The 18,458-nt window shown below is 38.4% G+C and carries 15 protein-coding genes and 2 tRNA genes; all 17 read left to right on the forward strand.

Translation table 11 applies throughout. The annotated features are described in order from the left end of the window. Positions 1-168 precede the first annotated feature (168 nt). On the forward strand, positions 169-975 hold the full coding sequence (locus tag J0M37_09840; protein ID MBN8585387.1) for a hypothetical protein: 807 nt from the start codon (positions 169-171) through the stop codon (positions 973-975). 10 nt (positions 976-985) lie between these two features. Further along, positions 986-2,635, forward strand: a complete 1,650-nt coding sequence (locus tag J0M37_09845) for a hypothetical protein (protein ID MBN8585388.1) — start codon at positions 986-988, stop codon at positions 2,633-2,635. 78 nt (positions 2,636-2,713) lie between these two features. Next, positions 2,714-3,397 carry a hypothetical protein gene (locus J0M37_09850; GenBank protein ID MBN8585389.1) on the forward strand — a complete coding sequence of 228 codons (684 nt, stop codon included), beginning with the start codon at positions 2,714-2,716 and terminating at the stop codon, positions 3,395-3,397. A 19-nt stretch (positions 3,398-3,416) separates the two neighbouring features. Beyond that, positions 3,417-3,803, forward strand: coding sequence for a hypothetical protein (locus tag J0M37_09855; protein MBN8585390.1), 387 nt, complete (start codon positions 3,417-3,419; stop codon positions 3,801-3,803). A gap of 3 nt (positions 3,804-3,806) precedes the next feature. After that, positions 3,807-4,781, forward strand: a complete 975-nt coding sequence (locus tag J0M37_09860) for a hypothetical protein (GenBank protein MBN8585391.1) — start codon at positions 3,807-3,809, stop codon at positions 4,779-4,781. A gap of 36 nt (positions 4,782-4,817) precedes the next feature. Next, positions 4,818-5,723, forward strand: coding sequence for a PorV/PorQ family protein (locus tag J0M37_09865; GenBank protein MBN8585392.1), 906 nt, complete (start codon positions 4,818-4,820; stop codon positions 5,721-5,723). Between the two features lie 25 nt (positions 5,724-5,748). Then, the gene (locus J0M37_09870; GenBank protein ID MBN8585393.1) at positions 5,749-6,717 is read left to right on the forward strand and encodes a peptidoglycan bridge formation glycyltransferase FemA/FemB family protein; all 969 of its coding nucleotides are present in this window, start codon (positions 5,749-5,751) and stop codon (positions 6,715-6,717) included. Positions 6,718-6,733: 16 nt separating this feature from the next. Continuing rightward, the gene (locus tag J0M37_09875) at positions 6,734-7,696 is read left to right on the forward strand and encodes a hypothetical protein (GenBank protein MBN8585394.1); all 963 of its coding nucleotides are present in this window, start codon (positions 6,734-6,736) and stop codon (positions 7,694-7,696) included. Beyond that, a complete protein-coding gene (gene asnB / locus J0M37_09880; GenBank protein MBN8585395.1) occupies positions 7,696-9,522 on the forward strand; it encodes an asparagine synthase (glutamine-hydrolyzing) in 1,827 nt (608 codons plus the stop codon). The genes J0M37_09875 and asnB overlap by 1 nt, the downstream gene beginning before the upstream one ends. Before the next feature lie 104 nt (positions 9,523-9,626). Beyond that, positions 9,627-10,739, forward strand: coding sequence for a glycosyltransferase (locus J0M37_09885; GenBank protein MBN8585396.1), 1,113 nt, complete (start codon positions 9,627-9,629; stop codon positions 10,737-10,739). 91 nt (positions 10,740-10,830) lie between these two features. After that, positions 10,831-12,297 carry an oligosaccharide flippase family protein gene (locus J0M37_09890; protein MBN8585397.1) on the forward strand — a complete coding sequence of 489 codons (1,467 nt, stop codon included), beginning with the start codon at positions 10,831-10,833 and terminating at the stop codon, positions 12,295-12,297. An 88-nt stretch (positions 12,298-12,385) separates the two neighbouring features. Further along, positions 12,386-12,472, forward strand: a tRNA-Ser gene (locus J0M37_09895). A gap of 49 nt (positions 12,473-12,521) precedes the next feature. After that, positions 12,522-13,031, forward strand: coding sequence for a hypothetical protein (locus J0M37_09900; GenBank protein ID MBN8585398.1), 510 nt, complete (start codon positions 12,522-12,524; stop codon positions 13,029-13,031). Between the two features lie 228 nt (positions 13,032-13,259). Further along, entirely contained in the window at positions 13,260-14,555 is a 1,296-nt protein-coding gene (locus tag J0M37_09905) for an adenylosuccinate lyase (GenBank protein ID MBN8585399.1), read from the forward strand. Between the two features lie 349 nt (positions 14,556-14,904). Then, positions 14,905-14,978, forward strand: a tRNA-Val gene (locus tag J0M37_09910). 151 nt (positions 14,979-15,129) lie between these two features. Continuing rightward, entirely contained in the window at positions 15,130-16,305 is a 1,176-nt protein-coding gene (locus tag J0M37_09915) for a hypothetical protein (GenBank protein MBN8585400.1), read from the forward strand. Positions 16,306-16,454: 149 nt separating this feature from the next. Continuing rightward, positions 16,455-18,425 (forward strand): threonine--tRNA ligase, encoded by a 1,971-nt coding sequence (thrS, locus tag J0M37_09920; protein ID MBN8585401.1) that lies wholly within the window; start codon positions 16,455-16,457, stop codon positions 18,423-18,425. Positions 18,426-18,458: the final 33 nt, after the last annotated feature.

Genomic DNA, 18,458 nt, shown 5'->3' on the forward strand with positions numbered 1-18,458 from the left:
TTTCCTTCGACGGAAAATTATATATTTCTATTTCTTACTTGCATTTTTTAAAATATACATTATATTTGTTATTAATATTTCAAAATTCATTGAATATCACACAATAACAACCTAAATTTAGCCTATCGAAATTTCTACATATCGTTTCTAAACTAACAATCTCGAAGCTTGCGTAAAATAAAATATTTCTTAATTCCCCTTTTTCTTGGAATTTTTATGTATTCCTGCGAAAAAGAAGACAGCAGCGTTATAGACCCGATACTTCATTTTCCTTCAATAACTTCAACATATTATACTCCGCAGGTATTTAATTCAGATACTTTGGGAATTATTGCCGGAGCTACTGTTGAATCAATTGACCCGGTTGAAAAAGTTGAAGTAAAATTCTATGACCTTGGCAATAATGTACTTGCAACTATAAACCTGCAGGATAACGGTGTTTTCCCTGATACGGCAGCAGGTGACGGAAAATATACCGGTATTTTGAATTATATTTTTACTTGCCGGCAGGTTGGTTTTCATAAAATTGAATTCCTTGCGACCAGTAATGCTGGTTTAACAAGCAATCCTATACAAAACCAGCTTCAGGTTGTAAGGATACCTAATCAGCCCCCGGTAATTTCAAACCTGCTGGTTACCCCGGATAGCATCCAGTCCGGTGAAGGTACTTTTTTTATTTTTGAAGTTAAAGCATTAGACCCCAATGGTGAATGTGATATTGCCAGTGTATTTTATACAGGGTTTGCTCCTGACGGCTCCTCTTTAACTCGTAGAGACCTTTTTGATGACGGCAGCTGCTGTATATTGCCGCCATTTAATGCAACTTCCGGTGATACGACTGCAGGTGACAGCAAATTCACCCGTAAATTTTTCGGTTCTACAACACAGCTTGGGTATTTCAGATATTTCATCAAAGCAGTTGATAATTCCGGTGATACAAGCAACATCTTAACTGACTCAATTTATGTTTATTAAAATCCTGAAAATGAAAAAACTCCTTTTAATATTATTACTGGCATCATTTAATTTAAGTTTTGCGCAAATGCTGCCTGAGAATTTTAAAATATCGAACGATATTTATAAAACCTTAAAGCCAAATGAAAATTATAAAAAGGGAAACAACCTGATCGGCAGGTTCTCTTCTTCCCCTGTTTCTTCGCAAACTATAATTTCCAATTTTATTTCTGATATTATTGTTGTCAGCAATGATGCAGGCGATACAATCTGGTTTGGTACCGGCAAGGGAATATCCCGCACAACTAATCGCGGAATTTCATTTCAGAATTATTACGGCACTGAGCCATTCGGTGAAGATGATGTATCAGGTATTGCGGTATATAAGAACTGGGTTGTTGTTTCAACAGCTTACTCACAATTGATTGGAGAAGAATATGTTCCAACCGGAACAGGTATAAAAGTATCAAGTGATTACGGCGTTACCTGGGCATCATACCTGCAGCCGATCGATGCTTTGAGCGATACTCTTATTCAGTACGGCATTAGTAATATACAGGCTTTGCCTGTAGTGGTTGAAGAGTTCAACCTTTCATATGATATAGCAATAACTAAAAAGAATAACTCATCTGATTCACTTGTGTTCTGGATAACTTCATGGGCTGGGGGAACGCGTAAATCAACTGATTTTGGAGCGACTTGGCAGCGTGTTGTTCTGCCGCCGGATGCTTTTAATACTATAACACCAACCGGGGGACCCTATAATTTTCAGCTGAATCCCCGTGACCCTCCCCAGGGAAATAACAATCACAAAGGATTTTCGGTAACTGCTGAAAATGATTCTACAATTTATGTGGGAACAGCAAACGGAATAAATAAATCAACTGACTGGGGAATAAGCTGGAAGAAATACAATTTTGACAGCACCGGCTCCGGTCCGGGTGTTTCAGGTGATTTTGTAGTCGGGCTGAATGTCCAAAAATACGGTAATAATACTATCATTTGGGGCTCAACAAATCCAACCAAAGGCGGTGAATTTTCAGCTTTCAGTTTTTCAGCAAACGGCGGGTTAACATGGGGTAATACACTTGATGGAGCGTTCACGCATAATGTAGGCTTCAAGGATTCAATTGTTTACGGCGCAACTGATAACGGTATATGGCGCAGTTATTTCACTCCGCCAAATTTCAGCTGGTCAAGGCCATCAATCATTTACGATGAATTTATCCGTGATCAGATAAGAACGGACCTCTTCTATGCCGTGGATTCACAGGGTGATTCAGTTTGGGTAGGCTCTGGTGACGGGCTTGCGCGAACTACTGATACACTTACAAGTCCATGGGTAGGCAAATGGAAAATTTTTCGCGCATATCAGAATATAGCGGCAACCAATGAATCATACGCAGCGCCAAACCCGTTCTCGCCTGATGATGAAGTGTGCAGGATATATTACAAAACAGGGAAGACATCGGCTAATATTACAATTAAAATATTTGATTTTGCTATGTTCCCGATACGTACTGTAATACAGAACGCGCAGCGTACATCACCTGATGTGATCTGGGCAACATGGGACGGCAAGCGTGATGACGGAACACAGGTTTCTAACGGAGTTTATTTCTACCGCATACAGATTGATAAAGATGAAACTGTTTGGGGCAAGATCCTTGTAATGCAGTAGAATATTTTAATTAATTTAAACCGGAGGGTAACTAAGGGAAGTAATACAGCTTATTCTAAAACCTAAATAGGAGTAGCTATGAAAACCTTTGGCTTGGCATTTGTTTTATTGTTCTTTGTAAACAGTATTATATTTTCTCAATCATCTGATATAAAACCGGATGACCGGGTATATTTAAAAGGCGGATACCAGCGTTCTTTTCATGTTCATACAGGATATATACCTAAAGGTTCCGGCAGCAGGGAAAAAAGAAGTTTTTACACCGAAGACTGGTATAATAATTTTTATGGAGGTATCGGGTACAGGTACACCAATAAAATTAGTTTCGAAGTAATGTATGAATTTATAGATGATATTGGGTATGCCGATAAACAGGTAAGGGGAATGAAAATGAATCCGCCTGAAAATCTGTACAGTTACGTGTTCTCAGAGTTCAGTTCACATGAAATGACACTAAGGAGCGTTATTTTTGTAAATAATGACAGAACTGAAGACCCTGTTTACTTTACCGCCGGTATTACATTTACAATGCAGCCTGTTAATAACAGGTTTATAGATGAATACGAAGACGGGCATATATTTATAAGTGATTCATATAACAGGTTTGCTGCAGGTCCGCTTGCGGGAGTTGGAATTTATTGGGATTTTGGCCCAGTTGGTGTAACAACTGAATTTACCTTTGGCTCAAAAGTCTCAATTTTCAGGAAGGGGCTTTCGGAAACTTCCATTAAGCTTAGTGTTTCACCAGTTCTAAAATTGTAACAATAATTGAAATAAAATTTTGAAAACAATAAATATAACAATGATATTCCTCTTGAGTTTTTTAAGCTTTTTCTGCTCAGCAAAAAGCGGGGATATAAATTACGGTACTGTTGTAACCTATGCACAGGGTGAAAAGCTTAATTTCCCTGACTTCACATTGGAGTTTACCGGGGAAAGAACAGAAAAGAAAGAATTCCCAAATGGAAGTTCAATAACTTTCAGATTTTTTGATTTTAAAATTTCAAATGACAAGGAATCAAAAACGATCAGCTGGTCAGCCGGAACAGGTGATATTGCACCTTCGGATTTTGAATTTGACGGTAAAAAATACCAGATTGAAATGTCAAAGTCAGAATCACTCAACAAGCGTCTCAATAAAAATGAAATTGTTATAGTAAAAAAATAGCACATGAAAATATTTCTTAAAGCGGTAATTATAATAGCAGCCCTCACAATCCAGTCTTATGCCCAGCTTGGCGGACTTCCCGGAGCGTTCACACGCATGGGGTTCAGCGCCAGGGGTATATCAATGGGTAATGCAATGACGTCAGTTACATCAGGTGATCTTAACGGACTGTATAACCCGGCATCATCACCTTTCCAGAATGAACATCTTATTAACTTAAGCTATTCATTCCTTTCACTCGATAGAAGCCTGAACTTTGTGAGCTACACTAAAAACTTCAAGCTTCCCAAACAGACTGAAGGCGGAGCAGGTATTACTTTTTCATGGATAAATTCAGGGGTCGGAAAAATTGACGGAAGGGATATCGACGGATTTTCACTCGGCGAGCTTTCCACCAGTGATAACCAGTTCCTTTTTGCGCCGTCAATCAGAGTATCTGATAAGATCTCGCTGGGTGTTGGCTTCAAGCTGTATTATTCCAAGCTTTATGAAGGCGTTTCAGCGACTTCATTCGGTTTTGATGTTGGCGGTTTATATAAAGTGAACGAAAAAATAAATGTTGGTGTTACAATAAAAGATATTAATTCGCAGTATGAATGGAATACAATAGATCTGTATGGCCAAAACGGCAATCAGACCAAAGAAAAATTCCCGAAGCTTTATACTCTTGGTATTTCATACCTGCTGCCCAATAATTTCGGGCTTGTAGCGCTTGATTATGAAACCAGCAATAAAAAGTCAAATATTATCAGGATTGGCGCTGAAATAAGCCCGATAAAAGATATAAAGTTCCGCGCTGGCTTAGACAGGCTTGATCTAAGCGCAGAAGATAAATTCGGCGGTTCAAGGCCATCAGCAGGTATAGGTTATCAGAAAGCATTTAACAGCTACATAGTAGGAATAGATTATTCATTTGTGCTGGAGCCTTTCACCAACAATCCATTCCAGACAATTACGGCTGTTATTAAGTTTAAATAATGCTTATTTTTGTAAAATTTTAAGAACGGAATATTTTTGAGATCATTAATTAAATATATAGTAATACTTCTGGCAGTTGTTTCAGTAAGTAATGCGCAGAATGACGGTGCAGGTAACACCGGGCTTGCATTTTTAAAGCTCGGCATAACTTCACGTTCTATTGCAATGGGCGAAGCAGTAGTTGGCAATTCATTTGATGCTTCTGCGACTCATTATAATCCCGCTGCTTTGTTTAACGGTTCTAAGGTCAATATGGTTTTTATGCATAACGAGCAGGTCCTTGGAGTACGCACTGAATTCCTTGCAGGAAAGATCAAGTTCAGTAAATTAGCCCTTGGTTTCAGTCTTAACAATACTTCCGTTGATAATATACAGGTTCGTGAAATTCCAGGCGCTTCAATAGGCGAGTTCACAGCGCAGAATTTTGCATTCGGACTTTCACTTGGCTATAAGGTTAATGAAAATTTATCTGTGGGTCTTACGGGTAAATTTTTATTTGAAAAAATTTATGTAGATAACGCTTCCGGTATTGCGCTTGATCTTGGCGGGCTTTACGCCAAAGATAAATTTACATTAGGCGCAGCTATTACAAATTTAGGCTCAATGAGCGAATTAAGGAATGAATCAACAAAGCTTCCTTCTGCAATTAGATTCGGCGGCTCGTATTATTTTGATCTGCTGGGAATAAGCTCAAGGCTTATAGTTGCTGCTGATGGCTACAAGGTTCTTGATGGCGGCAAGTTCCACGCCAATACCGGCGCTGAGCTGCTTTATAAGGATTTTCTCGCCTTAAGAGTTGGTTACCAGTCAGGCTACGAAAATAAATCAATAGCCGCAGGTATTGGCTTAAAATATAAAGCTTTCGCGCTTGATTATGCATTTGTTCCATACAAGTATTCGCTTGGCTCTAGCCATACAATAACATTGGGCACAAATTTCTGATACTTATTTTTAATGGGGGCAGCCGGTGGAAGTAGTTCAATACGAAAAAAAATATCTCGATAAATGGGAAGACCTCGTTGCAGGTTCTTCTAACGGAACAATTTTTCATACACGCAGATTCCTTTCTTACCATTCACCCGATAAATTCAAAGATAATTCATTATTGTTTTTTGATGATAAGAAGCTAATAGCAGTATTACCCGCTGCAGATATCACCCGTGATGGCACAAGGACGCTTTGGTCTCACATGGGTGCCAGCTATGGCGGATTTGTTCATAATGAAAGCTTAAGCATCAAGCATTCTTTTGATCTGACTCAAAGCCTTATCGATTATTCTCTCAGTGAAAAATTTGAAAAGATAGTTGTCACAAATGTTCCGGTTTGCTACCAGTCAAGGTATAACCAGTACCTCGATTTCGCTTTTGTTAAGAACGGATTCAATTATCTTAAGCGTGAAGTTACAAGCGTAATTACCCTTAATGAAACTGAAGAAAATGTGATGAAGCTTATCAAGCCTGAATCACGCACTTCAGTGCGCAAAGCTGAAAAGATGGGTGTTGTTATCAAGAAGTCAAATGACTTTGAAGAGTATTACAATATTTTAAAAAGTAATCTCGCAATGCGGCACAACGTGCAGCCTGCGCATACACTGGATGAGCTTTACCTGTTAAAAGAGCTTTTTCCGCAGAAGATACAGCTCTTCGGTGCATATCTTAAGAATAAAATGATTGCCGGTGTGATAAATTTTTACTGCAACGAAAAAACAGTCCTGGTTTTTTACATCAGCCATAACCAGGAGTACCAGCAGTACAGGGCAGTGAACCTGCTCTTTTACACAATTATGAAGGATGCAATTAGCAGGGGGCTTGAATTTCTCGATTTCGGACTGTTTACTGTAAATATGGATCCCAACTGGGGTCTTGGAAAGTTCAAAGAATCATTCGGAGCGCGCGGTTTGTTAAGAGATTCATTTTATCTCGATCTAAAATATTAATCAGTAGAATACCTGAGTGATTGAAAATAAAAAAATTCTGTTCCTGGTTTTTTTCATCGCTGTAATACTGGGTTACTATCAAACCGTCAGAACTGACGCTCCCAATTATGAGCTTAAGCTTACACGCCATACAACTATCATAAATAATACTATTGAGTATCCTTACAAATACCGTCTTCTTAATCCGTTTGTAACTCAGGTTTGGTATTCCGCTCTTGAAAGCGTGATACCTCAAAAACCTGCATTCCTGGCTGCTTATACTTTGCAGAATATAATTGTTTTCGCATTTATGTTCTTCTGCCTGATGAAATTCTTCAGGCTGTGGTTTGATGATACGGGGACAGTGATAGCACTTTTGCTTTTTGCAGTACTTGTGCCGCTCTCACTGACGGGTTACGACATTCTGGGTGATATGACAACAGCAGGAATAATGGCGCTTGGCTTTTATTTTATTAACAAAGGTAAAACAAAATGGCTTTACCCGCTGTTATTTATTGCAGCCTTTAACGAGTTGCAGCTTATACTTCTTATTGCTTTTTATTTCTTCGCCAGTCTTTCTGAGCTTAAACGAGGCAAAGTATGGATAAACAGTATAATTTTAACTGTAACTTTTATCGCCGGGTACGCTGTTGTTTATTTTATCCGCGGCGGCTCTGCCGCTTCAGGTGATGTGAACTGGTACTTTACTAAAGATGCGGCGTTTAATATTGCTCATAAGGACTGGATTGTTCTCTGGTTCATAATGATAGCACCGCTGATATACTTTGTATTTAAAGGATTTAAATCGAAGCCTGAATTTTTACGCAACAGCGCCGTGATAGTGCTGCCGCTTTTTTATTTCGGCGCATTTTTCTTTATCGCAAGGCTTCGTGAAATAGATAAAGCTTTAACTATTTTTACAATACTCATACCGCTTGCGCTTATGACAATTTTTCCGGGTACAATAAATAATAAAAAGGAAGAGCAGCTTAATACTTAATGTGCGGAATTTCAGGAATTTTTAATTTTAACGGTGCGCCGGTAAACGAAGCAGAGCTTCGTGAAATGAACAGGGTAATTCACCACCGCGGACCCGATGGCGACGGTGTTTACATTGAAAACAATGTCGGGATAGGGAGCACACGCCTTGCTATTATTGACCTGCGCGAAATTGCCAATATGCCCATTTATGATACCGAGAACCGGTATGTAATTGTTTATAACGGTGAAATATTTAATTATGTTGAACTGCGCAATGAGCTGCTCAATAAAGGATATAAATTTAAAACCGGCTCTGATACAGAAGTTGTACTGAATGCTTATAAGGAGTGGGGCGAGGATTGCCTCCACCGCCTGAACGGCATGTGGGCCTTTGCAATATGGGATAAACAGGAAAAAACCCTTTTCTGCTCAAGGGACAGGTACGGCATAAAACCGCTGTATTTTTACAAAGATGCTAAGAAGCTTATCTTCGGTTCAGAGATCAAACAGATCTTAAGCTGCGGTGTTGATAAAACAGTTAACGACGAAACTATTTACGATTACCTTGTCTTCCATTTTATTGACCACACCGAAAATACTTTCTTCAAAAATATTACGAAGGTTCAGGCGGGACATAAATTCACGATTAAGAACAATGAATTTAAGCTTTCAAGATGGTATAACCTGCCTGAGGTGAATTATATTACTGATGAAAAGAACCTGTACGGCGATCTGTACGACCTGCTTTATGATTCCGTCAGGCTGCGCCTGCGCAGCGATGTTGAAGTTGGAAGCTGCTTAAGCGGTGGACTCGATTCTTCGGCAATAGTATGCATTATGCATGAAATTCTGCATAATGAAGGCAAGCCTGAAATACAAAAAACCTTCACCGCATGTTATGATGACCCGTTAATTGATGAACGGCCTTATGTTGAAGAAGTTATTAAACAGACTAATTCCACGAAGTATTACCTTTTCCCCGATGTTCAGGGTTTCCGGAATGATATTGATAAATTAACATACCACCAGGATGAGCCTTATACAGGCGCAACGGTATTTGCACAGTGGAGCGTTTTTAAAAAGATCCATGAAGCGGGCATAAAAGTAGTGCTTGATGGCCAGGGAAGCGATGAAATTCTTCTTGGCTATTTTTCATTTTTCCCGTTCCACTTAAAACGCAGCATGCTGAATCCCTTCAAGTTCATCTCTGAATATGTAAAAGGTGTCAATACTTCCAATCTAGGCTACAATAAATTCACGCAGAATTTAATCTATTTCAATACCGGTTCAGTCCGCTACCGCCATGTAATGAAAAACAGTTCAGCGTTCGTTAAAAGTGATTTTATCACCGCTCATAACCGCCGTGACCTGTTCAATCAAATGATAGCAGCATCTGGCCTTGAACAGAACAGGCTTTCCAACCTTTGGAATATCTCTCTGCCCTCGCTCTTAAGGTACGAGGACAGGAACTCCATGGCATTTTCAGTTGAAGCAAGGATCCCTTTCCTTGATCACCGTCTGGTTGAATATATTTTCAGCATACCGCTTGATAAGCTTATTCATAAAGGGTGGACCAAGTATGCACTGAGGGAATCACTAAAAGGGAAAATACCTGAGGATATCAGGATGCGAAAAGGCAAGCTTGCCTTTTCAGTTCCGCAGAAAAAATGGCTGAAAGAAATTTCAGGTTACCTTGAAGATACATTTACCAATGATCTCAGAAGCGGGAAGTATATAGATAGAGAAAAAGTGCTGAACATAATAAGATCCGGTAATTTTAACGATAAGGTTCTTTACCGCGCTTTTGCCCTTGAAAAATGGATGAAGGTATTTGACCTTCATTAATTTATGTAGTATATTTTTAATTTCAGTCTTTATTAATGATTGTTTTTCTTCGTTTTAAATCCTTTGCAGTTTAACTATATTTATTTTTAAGTAAATGAATAAATTTGAGTAACAAAACAGTCCTTCATATCGCGCCTGAAAATACTGCCGGCGTGCCGTTCAATGTAACAAAGATGCAGAGCATGTTCGGAATGCCAGCCCGGCTGCTTACCTTTTACAAGATTCCGTATGACTTCCCTGAAGATGTTTGCCTGAATCTTCCGCTTCCCAGAAGCAAAGTAGCCATGAAATGGCGGGAGTTCAAACAGGCTAACATGCAGACAAAGATCAAAAAAAACAGCGCTGATATGTGGACACACCTACCTTATTTTGAGCCTAAGAATTCCGCTGAAAAAGCCTATATGAAGCTGCGCGAGAACCGAAATAAGCCTAAATTTCTGAAAGCACTTGATGAAATTAAAGCTGATACTTTTGATATAATCCATTTTGATGGCGGTATAGATTTTTTCAGTGATTCACAGCTTGCCAAAGCTTTTAAAATGAAGGGTAAAAAGATCGTAAACTGCTATTTTGGCGATGACCTTAGAACCCGCGGCATTGTAAGGGATATGGATGAGATAAGCGACCTGAACCTTACATTTGAATATGACCACACTTTACGCCACCCGGATATAAATTTCCTGTTCTTCCCGTTCGATAATTCCGCAATAGATTATATTCCTGATGATATTTACAATGAGTCAGCTTCGCAAAAGATAAGGGTCATACATTCACCAACGCAGCGTACTGTTAAGGGAACTGCAGAAATTTCTGCCGCAGTTGAGATTGTGCAGAAATCACGTGATATTGAATTTCTGCTGGTTGAAAATACGCCCCGTGAAGAATTGCTTAAGATCAAACAAACCTGCCATATTGCTATTGACCAGATTGGCAACAGGGGAGGGACCGGTTACGGAATAAACTCACTGGAGACGCTTTCTATGGGACTCCCGACAATTACCGATATGAATTGCGGAATGGATACTTGGCTGCCTGAAAATCCGTTTATTGTAGCCAATAAAGATACACTTGCAGAACGGTTGCTCGAATTGATAGATAACGAAGAGCTTCGCAAAACTAAACGGGCTGAATCAAGAAAATGGGTCGATAAGTATCATTCATATAGCTCAGTATTCAGCAAACTCACTGAGTATTACCAAAAAGCCGGAATTATTTGATTGTTATTGTTTTGAATAGCCTCGACCTTTAGGTCGTGAAGTGAAACGAAATATAATTAGGGGCTTTAGCCCCAATTTAAAACAGGTCTTATTGCCATCCCAAATACATAAAATATTTTCAGATACAATAATCTATACTATCGGGAGCGTGTTCAACCGCCTGCTCCCTTTCTTGCTCCTTCCTATCTATACACTGTATTTTCCCCCGGCTGAATATGGAATATTTTCACTTGTATATTCATTCTGGTTCTTTGTTTCAGTGTTTTATTTGTATGGAATGGAAACGGCGTTCCAGAAGCTTTTCCTGGAAGCCAAAGATGACAGTTTAAAAAAGAAAATATACAGTTCAACATTAATACTGATATTTTCTACCTCAGTGTTATTCAGTGTTATCATTTATTTTCTTTCAGATTTTATAGCTTCTAAAATAACAGGCAGCACTTCCAACGGTTATCTGATTCGCCTGCTGGCATTTATACTGGTTGCAGATTCCCTTTACCGCTTCCCGATGATACTTATCAACAGCATACAACGCTCCAAGCTTTATTCATTTCTTAATTCACTTGCAGTTGTGCTTAATGTTGCTGTGAATTTAATTCTGATTGTAGTATATAAACAGGGGATTGAAGCAATATTTTATTCCTATCTTGTATCATACACATTTTTATTCATTATATCCCTTATCCCTTCATTAAAGTATTTTAACTTTACTGTAAGTTCTGATACCGTTAAAGATCTTTTAAAGAATGCTCATCTGTTTCTTTATTACGGTATATTTCTTATTTCAATTGATCTTATTGACAGGTTCATTCTTGAATATTTTAAAGGCTCTGCGGAAGTCGGAATATATTCAGCAAGTTACCGCATTGGTATCGTTATGAACCTGGTCATTACCGGCTTTAAAGTGGCATGGACCCCCTTCTTTATGAACATGAAAGGTGAAGAAGGTAACAAGGAAGTATTTTCTAAAGTATTCACATATTTCTGCTATGGAGGACTTGTTGTATTCCTTTTATTCTCTCTTCTTGCTGATGACCTTGTAAAAATTAATATCGCCGGGTATACGCTTCTTAATGATAAATACTGGAGCGGGCTTGTAATTATTCCCTACATACTGCTTGCTTATTTATTTTCAGGACTGTACCTGAACCTGAATGTAGCTTCATTTTTCCGGAATAAAATAAAATACCTTATCATTTCCTCAGGTGCGGGATGTATCAGCAATATAGCTTTGAACTTTATTCTTATTCCGCGATATTCAATCACAGGTGCCGCAATAGCAACAATGCTTTCGTATTTTATTATGTTTATTGTGCTGTATATTTTTTCACAGAAAATTTACAGGATCAATTATGAATGGGGCTTTATTTTTAAAGCTGCAACTATAACTCTTTTACTTTATGTTATTAATATTTACATACCCCATTTCTTCAAAATAAGCTATATTTACATAGTTTTAATTGAAATTATAAGTATTTTAATACTTTACAGTGTTCTTTTAGGCAAACAATCAATAAACCTCATAAAGACATTCAGTGTTAAAAAACAGTTAAAGTAGCACTTTAAGTGTTTGGCTCTTGACAACACTAATAAATATAATTATATTTGAAGAGCTTCTCCATTACTTTAAGGGTATTTCTGTTTATGGAGAGGTGCGAGAGTGGTTGAATCGGTCGGTCTCGAAAACCGGTGTAGCGGCAACGCTACCGTGGGTTCGAATCCCACCCTCTCCGCAGATTATCGTTAAAAAAAAGAAGTTCTTAAAATTTTAATTATAGCACAATGAAACATTCAAAAATAATTCTGCTTGCCCTCATTTTCGGTCTCTTCTTTATTTCAAATACCCGCTTATCAGCCCAGGATGAAATGGACTTTGAAGACTTTATGGGAATGATGTCTGAATCCATTAACGAGCAGCAGCTTGATGAGCTGAGCTATATGCTCCCTTTAAAAATTAAGGTAACCGGCTACGCCAACGGTGATTTTTCCTTTGATGGTGAAAATGACCTTGTTATCGCAATCAGGGATACCAAGAAAACTCCTAAAAATACAGTTGATGTATATTTCTTCGAAAATATTGCGAATAAAACTTACAAGCTTGTTAAAAAGCAAAACTACAAATATTACGAAATTTCTCTGGAAGTTTCCTTCCTTGTAAAAGAAGGCAAATGTTACGTTACCAACCGCGATGATAATAACTGGTATTTTACAGGCTACAGGATAGATGAAGAAAAACTGGTTCAGGATGAAAAGGAAGTATTTCCAATCGAGTTTGAAAACGCAGGCAATTAAACATATTCTTTCCCCACTTAAAGCCTGTTTTCACGTCGCCCCGGATTGTTAGCCGGGGCTTTTTTATTATCCTGAACGTAGTGAAGGATCTCATTTTGTATTTCAATCACATCGGATGATTTCAAGTCATCAGTTGAGTTGAGCCCGTTTCCCCTATGTTGGAATTTATACTGAAAAATAACCTGCTATGTGACTATAATTATTTTAATTAAATATTTAAATTTGTAAATGATAGAAAGATATACTCTCCCCGAAATTGGAAAAATCTGGTCTGAAGAGAACAAATTTTCCATCTGGCTTAAAATAGAGATTTTCGCATCTGAAGCAAATAATAAGCTGGGTATAGTACCGGCATCTGCTTTAAAAAAGATCCGCTCCAAAGCTAAATTCAACGTAAAAAAAATAAATGAAATTGAAGCTGTTGTTAAGCATGATGTAATTGCTTTCCTTACTAATGTAGGCAGCTTTGTTGGGCCGGAATCCCGTTTTATTCATTACGGTATGACAAGCTCAGACGTGCTCGATACTGCACTTTCAGTGCAGATGAAGGAAGCCGGTGAGCTTATTCTGAAACAGCTTGTAAAGCTGAAGGCAGTGCTTGCTTCCAAAGCCAAAAAATATAAATACCTTCCGATGGTTGGCAGAACCCACGGCGTGCACGCCGAAGCGGTTACGCTTGGACTTAAATTCGCACTGTGGTATGATGAAGTTAACCGAGATATTACAAGATTAAAGACCGCTGTTAAAACTGTATCTGTTGGTAAAATATCAGGAGCGGTAGGTACGTATGAACATCTGAATCCGTTTGTTGAGCGCTACGTATGCAGAAAGCTTGGCTTAAAGCCGGCTAATGCTGCAACGCAAATAATCCAGCGTGATATACATGCTGATTATATGGCAACACTTGCAATAATAGCATCATCACTTGAAAAATTTTCCACAGAGATTCGCCACCAGCAGAAAACTGAAGTGCTGGAGCTTGAAGAACCGTTCACAAAAGGACAGAAAGGCTCTTCAGCAATGCCGCATAAGAAGAATCCGGTTATATGCGAGCGAATTGCCGGGCTGGCTAGAGTTATCCGCAGCAATTCCATTGCTGCCATGGAAAATGTGAACCTTTGGCATGAGCGTGATATATCACACTCAAGCGTTGAGCGAATGATTATCCCCGACAGCACTATGCTGCTTTATTACATGCTTGTGAAAATGATCGAAGTGATAGACGGGCTGGTTGTTAACAAAGAAAATATAGCTAAGAACCTCAACCGTACTCACGGACTTATATACTCTCAGCGGGCTTTGTTAAAGCTGGTTGAAGCGGGTTTAACCCGCGAGCAGGCTTACAAAGCCGTTCAGGATAATGCCATGTGGTCATGGAAAACAGGCGAGGAGTTCCGCGACCTGCTTGAAAATGACAAGCTGATAGCTAAAAAAGTCAAAAAAGCTCAAATTGAAGATATTTTTGACCCCAAAAAGGTATTTAAAAATATAGATTATATTTTCAAAAACACAGGAATTAAGTAAACAAGAGATATTTTGCGAGCGAAGCGAAGCAATCTCATTCTAAAGCAGTTTTTAAGTTGAGATTGCTTCGTTACTTCGTTCTTGCCAAATTGTTCTTTACTTTCCCTTTCCTTGAAATTCTCCCATTTTTTCATTAAATTTGTAGTCTAATAATGAACTATTTTAGCCCGCCTGGCTGCTAAATCCGTTCCGGACTGAATGCTTCAGTTTCGTTTCATTTTCAAAGTCAGGATAGTTTTTGAAGTTTTCGCATAATTTTAGTTATACCAAAATATCCAATTTAATATAAATGTAAGCTGATTATCAAGTTTTTGTTGATAATTGATCATTGTTAATTGTAATTTGTACAGGGCGGTTAGCTCAGTTGGTTAGAGCGCCACGTTGACATCGTGGAGGTCACCGGTTCGAATCCAGTATCGCCCACAAGCGATATTTCAATAATACAAAATTTACGGTTAATCCAAATCTGTAACACAGCATTTCTCGTCCCGTTAAAATGGGTATATAGCTAACAAGTTATTTAGTTTGTATCAAAAAAAGTATTGGGGATAATTAATAATTTAATAAAATTAAAATGAATAAAATTATCAAATCAGCGGTTTTAGTTTTTTTGTTTATGTTTTCATCAACCCTGTTTTCACAGATTTATTCTCCTAAGGATATTATAAGTATCTACGATCCTTTTACAATTACTTTTAATGATCTGGTGCTTAATACCAATGATGATGAGTTCAAAGAGCATAATTTTTTGGTAGTCGTAACTATAACAATCGGACCCGAAAAGATAATCAAATTCTTCTACAAAGATGACCTGCTTTACAACAACATGAAGAATTTCAATGATGATTACTGGGCAGTTTCTTTCACAGCAAAGAAAAATAACATAATACTTATCCCGGCACTGTTCAATATACCCAATAACGGGGGACAGATAACAATTAAAATGGAAGGCTACTCGAACCTGAGCGCCGGCGATGAAGCAATGATGAACCAGATGAGCACTTCTTATGTATACTGCAGCTCATCAATGTACGGCGCTATGGAGCTTGCCAATAAATATCTAGCAACTTCAACAGATATCAACAAGGCCAATACAAGCCTTTTAACAAGCGCAGAAGTTCTACAAAGGAATGTATCAACAAGAGCAGGAATTTTTTATCTCGGTAATCCTACAGAGGTCAGTTACGCAGTGCCTGAGAACCCCGATAAATCAATCGGAACCAACATACTTCTGCAGGGACAGAAAAAAGTTGAATCAAAGCTTTCAAGCAAAACAACAGACCAGTGGAATTTTACTGTAACTAAGCTGTATGATGTTAAGATAGTTCAGAATGAATCATATTTTAATAAAGTTAAAGCATTGTTCAATGACATTATAAATATGTCAAAGATCGATGAAAATAAACGCGAAGGTCTCATCGCAAGATGTAACGAAATTATCAGCGAAGATATGGTTATGGGCAGAAAAACCGGTGTTTATCTTAATGAACAGGTTATAAAGCAGGTTTCGTATCTTATGAACTTCCTCAAAGCTGATATCAGGGCAAAATCAGATACAGCATCTTCAACAACTGAGTTTATGAAATCTGATGAACGTGAAGCGTTAACATATATGGAAGTGAATATAAAAAATGATGATTATAATCTGGATAATCAGTATATCTATGATGATTTTATACATTCATCAGTAGGCAGAGGCGCTATCCAGAAAGAAATAGATATTATCAGAAGGTATTACCAGTTAAAATAATTTATCAAACCCTGAGTGAAACGAAGAGTCTCATTCGCAGTTAGTAAAGTTACAATAGAATTGCTGCTCATGACATTAGTCAGGGATAATGAAGCAAATTAAAATGTATAAACCGTTTTAACGGTTTTAAAAAATAGTTTTAAATACAATTGAGCAATAACGAAAATATTAAAATTACTTTTCCTGACGGGAATTCGAAAGAATTCCCAAAAGGAACTTCATCGCTTGATATTGCGAAGTCAATAAGCAAAGGACTTGCAGAAGATGTACTTGTTGCCGAAGTTAACGGGAAATTAGTTGATCTTGTTAAGCCAATAAACGAAGATTCTTCAGTAAAGTTCTACAAATTTGGTGATGATGAAGGCAGGAAAGTCTATTGGCATACCACGAGCCATATAATGGCTCAGGCTATCGAAGAGCTTTTCCCCGGCGCAAAGTTCGGGGTTGGACCGCCTATTGAAAACGGATTCTATTATGATGTTGACTCCGAACACAAGTTCACAGAAGAAGACCTGAAGAAGATCGAAGATAAGATGCTCGAGATCGCCAAACGTGATCTTTTTACTCAGCGCGAAGAGTTAAAGCGTGAAGATGCTATTGCTTATTTTAAGTCAAAACGCATCGATCCTTATAAAGTAGAAATACTCGAAGATATCGCTAAGAACGAAGAGTATGTTTCTTTGTATCACCAGGGTGGATTTACAGATCTATGCCGCGGTCCCCATATGCCCACAACTGCAAAGCTTAAAAATGTTAAGCTCTTAAGTGTTTCGGGTTCATACTGGCGCGGTGATTCAGACCGTCAGCAGCTTCAGAGAATATACGGTATTTCTTTCCCCAAAAAGAAAGAGCTTGATGATTACCTTAATTTCCTTGAAGAAGCCAAAAAACGTGACCACAGAAAACTTGGTGCAGAGCTTGAATTATTTATGCTTTCTCCAAACGTTGGCGGCGGGCTGCCTATATGGCTGCCTAAAGGTGCGCTGGTTAGACAGGAACTCGAAGCTTTTCTTAAAAATGAACAGGTTAGAAGAGGTTACCAGGTTGTTTACACTCCGCATATTGGAAATATAGAAATGTATAAAACCTCCGGGCACTATCCGTATTATAAGGATTCCCAGTATCCGCCAATTGATTTTACAGATGAAACCGGGAAAAAAGAACAGTATCTTCTGAAACCTATGAACTGTCCGCACCATTTCCAGATATATAACCATAAGCCGCACAGCTACAGGGAGCTTCCCGTAAAGCTGGCTGAATTCGGTACTGTATACAGGTTTGAACAATCCGGTGAGCTCAACGGTTTATTAAGGGTCAGGGGATTTACACAGGATGATTCGCATATTTTCTGCCGGCAGGACCAGTTAATGGATGAGCTTTGTGATGTTATCGATCTGACACAATATGTTTCAAGGTCACTCGGATTGAATGATATTCAGGCAAGGCTTTCATTTCGTGACCCGGAAAATAAGGATAAATACGGCGGCAATGATGAGTTATGGGAAAAAGCGCAGAAAGATGTTTCTGAAGCAGCTGAAAGAATGAAGCTTGTTTGTACCGTTGGTATCGGCGAAGCAACTTTCTACGGACCCAAGATCGATTTTATTGTTAAAGATGCGCTTAACAGAAAGTGGCAGCTTGGAACAGTTCAGGTTGATTACGTTCAGCCGGAAAGGTTCGACATGAATTACATAGGAAGTGACGGAGCAAAACACAGACCGGTTGTTATTCACAGGGCTCCTTTCGGCTCTATGGAAAGATTTGTGGGAGTATTAATTGAGCATTATGCGGGTAATTTCCCGCTATGGCTGGCGCCTGTACAGGCGGCAGTTGTCCCGATTACTGACAACCAGTTAGAGTATGCTAAGGAAATTAATGCTAAATTAAAAGCTGCAAAGTTCAGAACAGAGCTTGATGACAGAAGCGAAAAAGTTGGCTATAAAATACGCGACTGGGAAACTAAAAAGGTCCCGTATATGATAGTGCTTGGCGATAAGGAAATGCAGGCGGGTAATATTACCGTTCGCGCACATAAAAAAGGTGATCTTGGCAAGTTTGAGCTTGATGCATTTATTGGTGAGCTCATAGAAGAAAGAGATTCCAAAAAAATAAATTTATAAAAATTTTCCATTAATAATTAAAGGAGTAATTTT

This window comes from Ignavibacteria bacterium, from assembly GCA_017303675.1.
Taxonomy (GTDB): Bacteria; Bacteroidota; Ignavibacteria; order Tepidaquicellales; family OLB5; genus OLB5.

Bases quoted from the DNA above. Each gene is read 5' to 3' on its own strand.
- J0M37_09860 (MBN8585391.1), top strand. From the start codon at position 3,807: ATGAAAATATTTCTTAAAGCGGTAATTATAATAGCAGCCCTCACAATC.
- J0M37_09905 (MBN8585399.1), top strand. From the start codon at position 13,260: ATGATAGAAAGATATACTCTCCCCGAAATTGGAAAAATCTGGTCTGAA.
- J0M37_09915 (MBN8585400.1), top strand. From the start codon at position 15,130: ATGAATAAAATTATCAAATCAGCGGTTTTAGTTTTTTTGTTTATGTTT.
- J0M37_09900 (MBN8585398.1), top strand. From the start codon at position 12,522: ATGAAACATTCAAAAATAATTCTGCTTGCCCTCATTTTCGGTCTCTTC.
- asnB (MBN8585395.1), top strand. From the start codon at position 7,696: ATGTGCGGAATTTCAGGAATTTTTAATTTTAACGGTGCGCCGGTAAAC.
- J0M37_09850 (MBN8585389.1), top strand. From the start codon at position 2,714: ATGAAAACCTTTGGCTTGGCATTTGTTTTATTGTTCTTTGTAAACAGT.
- J0M37_09845 (MBN8585388.1), top strand. From the start codon at position 986: ATGAAAAAACTCCTTTTAATATTATTACTGGCATCATTTAATTTAAGT.